Source organism: Bacteroidota bacterium, from assembly GCA_034723125.1.
In the GTDB taxonomy this organism is placed as follows: Bacteria; Bacteroidota; Bacteroidia; order CAILMK01; family JAAYUY01; genus JAYEOP01.
The window spans coordinates 1-13,017 of sequence record JAYEOP010000239.1 but is presented as its reverse complement, the minus strand read 5'-3'; the positions used below and the strand labels follow the sequence as shown (position 1 = coordinate 13,017).

At 29.6% G+C, this 13,017-nt stretch carries 3 protein-coding genes; 1 reads left to right on the top strand and 2 read right to left on the bottom strand.

All coding sequences use genetic code 11. The features are described from left to right. Nucleotides 1–3,504, bottom strand: a 3,504-nt coding sequence (locus tag U9R42_06630) for a SprB repeat-containing protein (GenBank protein ID MEA3495693.1), incomplete at its 3' end; no start/stop codon positions are given. Then, nucleotides 3,497–4,027: a hypothetical protein gene (locus U9R42_06625; protein MEA3495692.1), complete on the bottom strand. Its 531-nt coding sequence runs from the start codon at nt 4,025–4,027 to the stop codon at nt 3,497–3,499. The genes U9R42_06625 and U9R42_06630, both read right to left, overlap by 8 nt. Nucleotides 4,028–4,283: 256 nt before the next feature. Here U9R42_06625 and U9R42_06620 point away from each other — a divergent pair, with 256 nt between their 5' ends. Further along, the gene (locus U9R42_06620; protein MEA3495691.1) at nt 4,284–12,206 is read left to right on the top strand and encodes a T9SS type A sorting domain-containing protein; all 7,923 of its coding nucleotides are present in this window, start codon (nt 4,284–4,286) and stop codon (nt 12,204–12,206) included. Nucleotides 12,207–13,017 lie beyond the last annotated feature (811 nt).

The window sequence follows — 13,017 nt, the reverse complement described above, 5'->3', positions numbered from 1 at the left end:
ATTGCAACTTATTTCCGAAATTTCATAATCAATCATGATTTGGGAAAACTGACTAACTTCAATACTTTCTTCAATTTTACAGTCTTTGTTATCCATTACTAAAATTTCATAGATACCTGCTGAAAGTTGAGAGATATCTTCGGTTTTATCTCCTGTTGACCAATTAAAATCATAAGGAGATGTGCCACCGTTGATGCTAATGTTTATTGCTCCATCTGAGCCGTTAAAGCAACTTACAACATCAGTAATGTAGCCAAGAGTAATTGAATCCGGTTGAGAAACATCTATAAATTGCTCTTTTAAACAATCGTTATTATCACGTACAATTATTCTGTAGATGCCTGAATAAAGATGATTTAAAATTTCAAAGTTTTCGTTTATTAATAATGTAGAATCATCCCACCTGAAATAGTATGGTGCTGTTCCGCCTGAGGGATTTATTTCAATACTTCCATCTTTATAACCAAAACAAGATGCCTCAATTACTGTTGTTGAAAAATCTAAAGCCGACTCAGGTTCATTAATAACTGTGCCTGACAATGTTTTACAATTATTTGCATCTTCAATAGAAATAGTGTAAGTGCCAGCTGATAAATTATTAAGATTTGCTGTAGAATCACCGTTTGACCAAGTATAAGAATATGGTGATGTTCCTCCATTAGTCTCAATTGTTATTTTCCCAGATTTATCTCCAAAACATAAAACATCAGTTGATTTAATGGCTACTTGTAATTTGCCACTTGGTTGAGTAAGTTTTACACTATCTATTACTGTGCATTGGTTTGAATCAGTAATTTCAAAAATATACTCATCAGCAATCAGATTTGTAATATTTTTTGTTATTTCACCATTTGACCAGTTATACGTATATGGCAATACGCCTCCTGAAATTTTTGTATTTATAAAACCATCATCACTGCCAAAACAGGAAATATCATTTTTAACAAATGACAATTTCAATTCAGTTGGTTGATCTATTTTTATTGAAAGTGTATCAATACATTCATTTTCATCTTTAGCAATTACATGATAATTACTTGCTTCTAAATTTCCAATGTCTTCTGTTTTCTGTGTTAAATATTGATTTTTAGAATTTGACCACAAGTAACTAAATGGGCTTGTTCCTCCTGTAGTAGTTAGATTAATATTTCCATCATTTTTGCCAAAACAAGAAACATTTGTATGTGTTTCTGAAAGGCTTATGGGTTGTGGTTCACTAATCACAACTGTGTCTTTTTTAATACAATTATTGTTATCAGTAATTGTTAAATAATATGTTCCTTTTGTTAGACTTTCTGTTTTTTTGCTTGTATCACTATTACTCCACAAATAAGAATAAGGAATTGTTCCTCCTTTAACTTTAACATCGGCATAAGCAGAATTTCCATTATGGCAAAGAACATTTTGACTTGTTATTTCACTACTTAAAGAAGCCGTTGGCTGGCTAATAGAAATATTATCAGAGTAACTACATCCATGATTATCAGTAATTGTTACAAAATAATTACCTGCAGAAATATTATTAATATCTTCTGTTGATGCATTAAATGTCATATTTGAATTATTCCAGGCAAATGAGTATGGTGCTGTACCACCTTCGGTAGTTAGGTCAATAGAAGCTGTACTATTACCAAAACATTTTACATTTTCAATATTTACAAAAGCTGATGATAACGGATAATCAGGTTGATTGATTTCTATAGAACTTAAGACTTGGCAATTGTTTTTATCAGTAATTATAAGGTAATATGAGCCAGCAGGAATATTTGTTACTGAATCCTTTGAAAAAGTAATAAAATTTGTCTTTCCATTTGACCATTCAAGAGAATATGGTTCTGTTCCACCACTTATTGATGCGTTAATTTTTCCTGTTGAATCACCGTAACATAAAACATCGGTTTTTGACAATTCTACTTTGTATTCAGTTGGATATAAACGAAATAGAATTGAAGAATCCATATAGGGTGAAAAGCCACCAAGTTCCCACGAATCTTTATACCAATCAAATTTTGTTGCTGCAAGTTGTTCATTATAATCCCATAAAGGACCAACACCAAAATCAAAGCCGTCATAAGATATTGATGGTGTACAAAATGCAGGAGTACAACTTGTTTTTGAACACCATTTCCATGGTTTTCCCCATGTAGGACAAGGATATGGTATTTTTATACATATTTGGGGGAAACAAATTTTAGGAAGAACTTCAACTTCGGGTATTTTAATACTAAATTCCAAAGCACTCATTGCAACTTCAAATGAAAGACTATCATAAGTATGATTGCTAAAGTTTTTTGAGTTTCCTATTTCAAAATCATAGTTGACTACATCAACAAAAGCACTGTTGCAAGGTATCTCTACCTCTACTTCCGATTCTAATGGATAACTTATTAATGAATCTTTACCGAATTCTATTTTTACACCATTGTTGTCAAATACACTGTAATTAACCTTGGTTGATAATTGTAGTTTATTATAAATAATCGGGCTAAATGAGAATCTATGCTTGTGATAATTTATTATTGGAAAATCTAAGTCAAATAGATTATATGATACTTTTCCATAATTTCCAATATTAATAGTATTGCTTAAATTTCCTAAAACAGTGCTTACAACCGGTATTGGTATTAGAGATAATGTAGCAAAAAGATCGGTAGTTAGAGTTACATATTTAAATTCCCCTGAAGCATAAAGTGATTTTCCAATTAAATTAGAATTTGTAATTAAACCATTATAGGGTAATTCCACTGAGCCTGAAATGGGGCTTCCTGGAACTATAATATTGTAAGGTGCTGCTACTTTTTTGCAAAAACCGGGTAATGCCGAAGGAGATGAAGAATAAGTACAAGTGCTGGGGTCGTCATAATCGGAACATGAATAATTTGAATATCGGCAAGGATAAACCAAGCCTGATGAGTCGGCTTTAAACAAATAAAATTCTTGTATAGGAAGATTGACATCAGGAATAAGGTGCATATTAACACAACCAAAAAGACATAGTTTTGCTAAAACATCAAAACCGAATCCAACATGCATTCTTAATTCGGCAATACCACCCGATGGATTTTGAATATTTAGAAATGAACTTGATAAAACGTTATAATCTGTTTTGATTGTTATTTTTTCACCAACTGTATATGTTGCAGAATCGGGAACAATATATTTTACATTAAAGGGATAATAAACATCAGTAGCACCGGAAGTAAAACCATTTAAAATAAAATTTGAACCTATATCACCCCATGTACTTGCATCTATTTCACCACCAAATTTCATCCCGGCTAAAGTTTTTATGCCTCCGTTTTTCCCTGAATTATTCCAGTTTAACCTAAACAATTCCTTATTTATATTTAAAGAAAAATCACCTCCATTTCCCCAAATATCTTGATTGACACTCAAAAACTCTCCATATTTCACTAAAGTGTCAACAGCTTGTCCTGAACTAAAAAATGGCGTGAAAGCAATTATAATAAAAAATATTATTTTAACTCTTTTAAATTTATTCATTATAAGGTGAATTAAATGTTACAGAACGAATACTTTGAAGCAAAACATCATGCAAAATATCTTTTGCAATTTCCGGATAATTTGCATTTACAATTACAATAGTATTGTAATCTCCGGTTATATACAATAGTCTGATAAAACGAATATTTTCAATTGTAAAAGCTAAAGTATATAAAATACCGTGCTTATTTCTATTTGTTTTAATTTTTTGTTTACTAATAAATTCGATACCTTGATTTACAAAACTTTCCTTAATTTTATTTGAGTTTAAAAACAAGTATGGAGTTCCTTCTTCTCTTGAAAAAGTAATTGATGAAGCAGATCCTTCATGAATAAACCCAGGGAATTTTTCCGAAGGTTTAAAATATTTTGGTGGAATTATACTTATCCCAATATTAGGTATTGTTATTGAATGATTTGAGTCGTTCTCGGGTTTTATTGAATTGTCAATAGAACTTTGTGCTTTTCCCAAAGAAAAAATCAAGAGGAAAGCTGACACAAAATACAATTTGAATAACATCATTCTTTTGCTATTTTTTCTACAACACATAAACATTTTTTTGAGGGCAAAGATATTAGATATTTTTTATAAACCAAATAATATTTTAAATTTTTTTTGCATATAATAATTATTTTGTATATTTGCCTTTATAAATTTACTATTTTAGTTGCATTAGACTGGTAAAAATGAAAAATAAATTTAATTTTTTTTTGAATCAAAGTCATAGTTACTAAGGATTGTAAAATTAATATTGATTGACAATTAAACAAATTGATTTATGAAAAAGCTTATTTTAGTTCTTGTAATGTTATTTCCGGTTTTTCTTTTCGGAGCAAATTTTTATTGGGTAAACGGAACAGGAAATTGGAGTGACACTAATCATTGGGCAAAATCTTCCGGTAGTACAAATTATTATAATCGTATTCCATCAATTAATGACAATGTTATTTTTGACAGCCTTTCATTTACTGCAAGCGGTCAAAAAACTACAATTAATATTTCTTCTGTAAGTTGTAAAAATATGGATTGGTCATTAGTAAGATATAATCCAAAACTTTCAGGAACTTTAAGTGATACCATTAACATATATGGGAATTTAACATTTTGCGATAGCATGATTAATGGTTTTTGGGGGAATATTAAATTCAGAACATCTTCTTCGGGAAATAAACATTTGATAAATCTTAATGAGAAAAAATTAAATGGTAATTGTTATTTCTTTGGAGATTCATCTATTTTGGTCAATCATTTTGAAACAACCAAAAACATTTATCATATCAATGGAGTTTTGATGACAAATAATTTTAATATTAGTTGCCTTCATTTTAATCCTGATAATGATATTTCTTTGCCAATTCAGGTCGATAATCCAGTATTGACGGGTAATGATACTATCACAATAAAAGGTTCTATTTTTTTAAATGCAAATTATAACAACAGTAATTTCACAGGTCCTATATATTTCTCGCCTTCTAATGATACAAATTATATTTATTTGCAAAATATTGTTTTAAACAATCATTGTTATTTTGTTGGAGGGGGTATTTTATTTTTGAAAACAAATATTAATACAAACAAAAATATATATTACAACCAAGGTACAATGTTTTCAAATGGGTTCGACATTAGTTGTAATACCTTTTCTTCCGAATTGGGATATTCAAGAAGTTTAAATTTTAATAATTCAATAATAAATATTCAAGGAGCAGGCAATAGCTGGAAAATTAATCCATCATTTTTAAATATGAATTTTTCAGGAACAGTTTTAAAATTTAACTATTCAGGAAATGATACAGTAAATTTTTTAGCTCCTGATACATCAATTCATTATGAAACAGTTCATTTTTATTCACCATTTACAATTCTTAAATCTTCAAATCAATATGATACGCTTAAAATTTATGAAGGAGTAAAATTATTTTTAAAAAATGGACTTAATCAATATGTAAATTATTTTAGTGCAATCGGTACATGTGGATTGCCTGTATTTATTTGTTCGTCAGAAAGAGGTAGTAGAGCAAAAATTATAAAAACATCTGGTACATCAACTTCGAACTATATCAGAATAACAGATATTGAAGCGTCAGGTGGGGCATTATTTGTAGCTAACAATTCTGTTGATGAGGGAAATATAAGCGGATGGACAATTACTGAACCTTCTGATAATCAAACAATGTACTGGATAGGAGGAAGTGGTAATTGGGCGGATGCTACGCATTGGTCATACAGTTCTGGAGGAACAAATGCAACTTGTATTCCTGCACCGAACAATGATGTAATATTTGATAACAATTCCTTTTCAGGAAACGATACTGTTTTTGTTGGCAACAATTCTTATTGTAAAAACATGACATGGACGGCTTTAACAACAAATCCTGTTCTTTACGGTAATGATGAAAACTATTTGAAAATAAAAGGTTCTTTAAGTTTTGATAAAAAATTAAATGCTGCATTTACAGGAAACTATTATTTTTCAAGTAACTCAAATGATTCAATTTTATCCGATAGTGTAATTATTAATGGAGACCTGTATTTTACAAATGGGGGGAATTATACTTTAAAAGATAAGTTGGAAACAAACAAAGATATTTACTTACAAAAAGGAACATTTAATTTAAATAATAAGAATTTATCTTGTGAGCATTTTATTTCAAACGACACATTTACAAGGCAACTTAATTTGGGAAATTCAACAATTACAATCAATAGTTGCGATACAGCCTGGAATATCAATTCAAAAGATTTGAATTTTATTTCAAACTCATCAACAATTATACTTAATCATAACGCTTTGAATGATGTTGTTTTTAATGGTGCAGATTTGAAATATGACACTTTAATTCTTCAAACTAATTATTCAACATTAATCTCTTGTGATAGTTTTGATATGATAAAAAATATTTCAGGTAAATCATTATCATTAGAGTCCGATAGTAAAATTTATTTTGATTCATTTGATATTACAGGAAACTGTGCAAGTCCTTTTGTTCTTAAATCAACAGACTTTTTTGGCAATCCTGCAAAATTGAAAAAAACAGGATACTATAAAATTGATATAAATAATTTAATAATCAATAATGTATCAGCAGACACATCCGATGGGTTTGTTTATATTGCATTAAACTCAGTTGTAAATAAAAATACATCAGGCTGGACAACATCAGCGGTTGATTCGGGAATGAAATATTATTGGGTTGGAAACTCTGGAAATTGGAGCGATACAAATCATTGGTCTTTAAGTTCAGGAGGAGTTAATACATCATGTATCCCATCCGAAAATGACAGTATTGTTTTTGATTCCAATTCGTTCACTTTAAGCGGACAGGAAGTAAAGGTAGATATTGATGCTTATTTTTCAAATATAACTTTTTCAACAGTAACCAATAATCCCGAATTAAATCTAGTTAGAAATATTTTTCCAAAAGGGAACGTTACACTTAGTGATAATTTATCAATAGTATCTCCTAATTCTTCAGCCTATATTTATCTTATTCCAAATGGAAATGTGGTTTTTGATCCTTCTGGAATTGACAGTATTTTTTCAAATATAATAATTGATTCGAAAAATACTGGGGATAGTATTACGATTACAGATAATATTTTAATGAATAAATCAAATTCTATTTCTACTATTCAAGGAATTTTAAATTTAAACAATCAAAATATTTCTTGTGGGTCAATGTTGTTTCTTACAAATAATCCAAAATCAATATACCTTACCGGGTCAAAAATAAATTTAAATTACGGGTGGATTATTTTATCAGATTCAGGATTAACTTTACATTCAGATTCCTCAATAATTAATATTGATGCAAAGGGTTATGCCTTTTTTAATGGGGAAAACTTGTCATATAACATTCTTAAAATAGAAACTTCTGAGAATACATCATCAACAATTACGGGCTCTAACACTTTTAACAAATTAATTCTCAAAAAAGGTGTAAATATTTATTTTGAAGCAAATAAAACACAAACAATAAATGACTCTTTTGTTTCTATGGGTACATGTGTCGATTATATTAATCTTCATTCTACCGAAGAGGGAACACAAGCCAAGTTGGACATAGGAACAAATGCACATCTTAAAGGTGAATGTTTAAAAATTAACGATATAAAGATAAATGGATCTGGTTCACCTTTTGAAATAAAATTTAGCACCAATGAAGGAAATAATAGTGGTTGGAATTTTAATTCAACATCGGCAACTACTGCCTCATTCAATGTTGATTACAATTCATGTTTTGGTGAGTTTCTGAGTTTTAATAATAATTCAACTGCAATAAGCGGAGATTCATCCGACCTTAAATTTACATGGTATTTTGATGATGGCGATACAGTAGAGTCAAATTATGATACAACTCATTGTTTTGACTTAAAAGGGAAGCATTATATAACATTAAAATCAACTTATATAAACGAATGTTTTGATACTTACACAGATTCTACACTTGTTTATAAACCTGATTTATTTATAAGTACAGATGAACCTGATGAAAAAATTTGTTTTGGTGATAACGTTACTTTTATGCTAAGTAATACAGGAGATTCTTTTCGTTATTACGTTGACGATATCCCAGTAACTCAGTATATTACTGATACATTTTTTAGTATAAGTACATTGACAGACGGACAAACCGTAAAAGCATCTGTTAAAGAAGGGGATTGTTATGCAATGAGTAACACATCTTTTAAATTTACAGTGGATTCTATTCCAAACTTGAATTTTGTTTGTTCAGATAGTGACCAAGTAATTTGTATTAACGATACAGTTTATTTCTATGCTTATAATGCAAATTTGTATCAATTTTATATCAATGGTGTTTCTCAAGGAAATATGGATTCAACAAATATTTTTTACTCAAATAATTTACAAGATGGTGACACAGTAAGCTTAATAGGAAAATTTAGTGAAAACCAATGTTCTGCTGAATCGCCAATAAAATATATTTTCACAGTAAATCCATTACCTGTTGTTTCTTTATCAAGTAGCGATATTGATAATACAATTTGTTCGGGAGACAGTGTTACATTTATGGCTTCAGGAGCAGAACGTTATGAGTTTTTTATTAATGGAATATCACAAGGGGTAGCTGATACAACAAATACTTTTACAACAACATTACTTACTGACGGTGCTACTGTAACAGTAGCAGGAACCAGTACTTCAGGTTGTTTTGCAATTAGTAATAATATATTTACATTTACTGTTAAAGCTGTTCCAAACGTAAGCTTAACATCAAGTGATGCTGACAACACAATTTGTGCAGGAAATTACATTACATTTAATACATCAGGTGCATCTCAATATGATTTCTTTTTAAATGGAGTTTCTATTTTAGGGCAAACTTCTCTTAACTTTTATAAAACAGATAGTTTACAAAATAATGATATTGTATCTGTAAAAGGATACATTAATAATTGCTCAGCATTTTGTGACACATCATTTCAAATAACAGTGCACCCTAATGTGGAATTAACTTGTTCTGACACTAATCAGATAATTTGTGAAGGTACAGAAGTTGAATTTAATGCATCAGGTGATACTATTTATCAATTTTATTTGAATAACCAAAGTATAACTTCCGCTTCATCAAATTCAGTATTTATCATTGATAGTATTAAAAATGGAGAAAGTATTTCGGTAACATCAACAACAGGAGCATGTTTGCCAAGTGCTTATATTTTTACGGTTAATCCCAATCCTTCAAATATTACTTTAGAATGTGATGATGCTGATAATTTGATTTGTGATGGAGATATTGTTTGTTTTAATACAAAAGGAGCTTTTGAATATGAATTATTTATTGATTCTGTAAGTTATGGACAAAAAACAACAAACAACACATTTGTGATTTCAACTATTAAGGATAAGCAAAATGTTTATGTATCCGGATATACCGATAAAGGATGTGTGAAAAATAGTAGTTCAATTACATTTGCAGTTAACTCTTATCCAAATGTTAGCATGATTTGTTCAGATGCAGATAATACAATTTGCAATGGCGATAGTGTTTTATTTGTTGCCTCAGGTGCCGATAGCTTTGAATTTTTTATGGATGAAGTGCTTATGAAATCAAAATCTACAGATTCAACACTATACACAAATCAACTTACTAATGGCAAAGAATTAAAAGTAGTTGGTACAACAAAAAATTGCTCTATTGAATCAGATAGTTCTTTCCAATTTACTGTATTTAATTATCCTGCAGTAAAGCTAATAAAACTAAGCGATGATGATTTGTGTGATGGAGATACAATTAAAACTTTTGCAAAAGGAGCAAATTATTACGAATATTTTATTGATGGTATTTCTCAAGCTGTTCCTTCACAAAATAGTTATTTTAGCTTTTTACCTACAAATGCAATGCATAAGCTAAAAGTGAAAGGATCTTTAAATGGTTGCTCAAGTATTTCAGACTCTGTATTCGAATATACTATAAGTTCCTATCCTGTTGTTAATTTTTCTTCAAGCATTCAAGGCAATGAGATATGTTATGGTGAAAAAGTTGATTTTATAGGTTCAGGTGCCGAATTTTATGAATTTTATATAAATGGATTGTTACAAAATGAAAGAACATCTGATAGTATTTTCAGCACAACAATGATTGAAAATAATGATGAAATTTCTTTAATTGCTTACAACGCAAATTGTGGTGTAAATGCCGATTCAAATTATAAATTGAAAGTTCATAAAATGAATATTGGATTTACAAATTCATCAAATACAAACATGATTTGTGAGTCATCACCGATAATTTTTAAAGCTACCGGTGCCGATGAGTATAAATTTTTTGTTGACAGCATTTCTCAAACCAATTTTTCTGTTGTTGATTCATTTATTACTAATACTTTATCAGATGGAGAAGTAGTAAGCATTTTAGCAAAATCAAATAAAACAGCATGTATCCAAAGTTCAGAATCAACTTTCCGAATTATCGTAATGTCAAGTCCTGTAATTTCATCATCATCATCCACAAAATTTTGTGAAGGTGATTCAATAATTTTATTTAGTAATTTTGCTAAAGGTAATAAATGGTTCAAAGATGGAAATATTTTAAATGGCCAAACAGATAGTTTATTGATTGTTAAAAAGTCAGGAGATTATAGTTTAGAAGTAGTTAATGGTGGAAATGCATCAGTTATTTCTTTTGGAAAAAACGAAAACGGACAACTAGGTAATGGTAACTTTCAAAACTCAGTGAATGAAGTAAATGTGTTAAATTTATTAAACATTACGGACATTGATGCAGGACGTTCATTTAACCTTGCTTTGGATTCAGAAAAAAATGTGTATTCATGGGGAAGTAATTTATATGGGCAACTTGGAATAGGATCATATTCCGACAAAAACATTCCTGTTAAATTAAACTCCTTAAGTCAGATTAATAAAATAGCATCAGGTGGCATGCATTGTATTGCACTAAAATCTGATAGCACACTACTTTCTTGGGGAAATAATCTTGACGGTCAGTTAGGATATGGGAATAATGCTTTAAGTAATTTCCCATTTGCTGTAATTGACATTGACAATGTTATAGAAATAAGTGCAGGTGAAAGTCATAGTTTGGCTTTAAAATCAGACGGTACGGTTTGGTCGTGGGGTGATAATCGTTTTGGACAATTGGGTAACAATAATTATGTTGACCAAAATAAAGCTGTACAAGTTTTGGGGTTAACAAATATTGTTGAAATTAGTGCAGGAAAATATCACAGTTTGGCAATAGATGAAAACGGAAAAGTTTGGACATGGGGTAATAATTCAAAAGGACAATTAGGAACAGGAAACTATAATTCCTCTTGTGTCCCTATAAAAATTGTTGATTTGATAAATATTGTAAAAATTGGAGCAGGAGCTGATCATAGCCTTGCATTACGCTCAAATGGAAAAGTATATGCATGGGGAAGTAACGAATATGGGCAATTGGGTATTAAAGATAAATATCAAGCAAAAAAGCCTGTAATTATTGATTTGAACTCTTTTATTAAGGATATTGAATGTGGTTATTATCATAATTTCGCAACCGAAGAAGATTATTCAACATGGGCTTGGGGTTACAATTTTAATGGTCAATTAGGAAACAAAACTACCCAAAACCAAACGGAAGCTATTATTTTGGAGAATATTAAAGGAATTACAAAATTAGCTGCAGGGGTTAATCATTCAACAGCAATACTTGGAAGAATGAACAACTGTGTTTCTTCGCCTATAAATATAGATGTGGATACCATTCCTGAAATTACAATAAATTATGATGGAAAAATGCTTAAAACAGTAAAAGGGAGTTCATATCAATGGTACTTTAATGGCAATGAAATACCAGGTGCTACAAGTCAATCATTTGAAGCTAAAAGCTTTGGGAGCTATTCTGTATATGTTGTTTTTAACAACAATTGTGGTGGAATGTCTGAAGTATTTAAATTTAGCAGCATTGAAAGCAATAATTTGGCACAATACATAAAACTTTTACCCAATCCTAACAAAGGTATTTTTAATTTAAAATTTGAGCTTAGTCAAATTTATTTAAATGAAATTACTGGAATTTCTTTGTTTGATGTTTATGGAAAAGAACTATTAAAATATGATAAAAATATTACTAATAACATATTAGAATTCAATATTCAAAAGTATGGAGTAGGTTTATATTTACTAAAAATAAATTTTACTGACTATGTTGAAGTTATGAAAGTAATAGTTGATTAATAAATTTCATAAGACTAATGCATGCTTTTTTTTATGCAAACTATAAATTTTTGATAACTTAACCCAACTTGGTTCTCCTACACCCTGCAAAAAAAATATCGTCATTGTTTGAGTATAATAAATTGTAACGAACTCATACATAGCAATACTTTGGTTCAAGCAACAAGGATAAATGGCAAGGTAAAACAAATATCAATCCTGTAACTTGGTTCTGATAAGTTGTTGAGAAATTTTGAAAGTCGAAAGAAAGGAATGTGTGTAAGAAAGCCATCAATGCCAATACAAGAAGCCATGCATATATACAATGCAACAAGCTGTAAGCCATCACAACTAGAAGTGAAAAAATATGTAGTGTAGCACAAATTTTGTAATCAATTGTTAACTAGGAGAGTGTATTTGAATAGAGCCAAGTTGGGTTAGCCATTGTACAGCTTTGACTTTGCTTCGTTTGAAGCATTTGTATTTGTTCAATATCCATTTTATCAATCGATGATGAAGATAGTAAAACACTGGTTTTTGTAAATAGTGTCTCTAAGAAAACTCTGCAAAATTAGATTCCTATCTTTTTGCGATATTTTTATCTTTCTCAACTCACTGATGCTAAGGCATCGCCTCGTCTCAAAAAATAAAAATCTCATCAAAAATCTTAGAAATCATAAAATTTGATAGTTTTCTTAGAGGCACTAAATGGCAAAAGTAAAATCATCAATTAATCAAAATTTTTAACTATTTTTGAAACATAAAAAAAAGAGACATGAGAAAATTATTTATCATTTTATTATTCTTTGCTTCAATCAGCTTAAATGCACAA

Bases quoted from the DNA above. Each gene is read 5' to 3' on its own strand.
- U9R42_06620 (MEA3495691.1), top strand. From the start codon at position 4,284: ATGAAAAAGCTTATTTTAGTTCTTGTAATGTTATTTCCGGTTTTTCTT.
- U9R42_06625 (MEA3495692.1), bottom strand. From the start codon at position 4,027: ATGATGTTATTCAAATTGTATTTTGTGTCAGCTTTCCTCTTGATTTTT.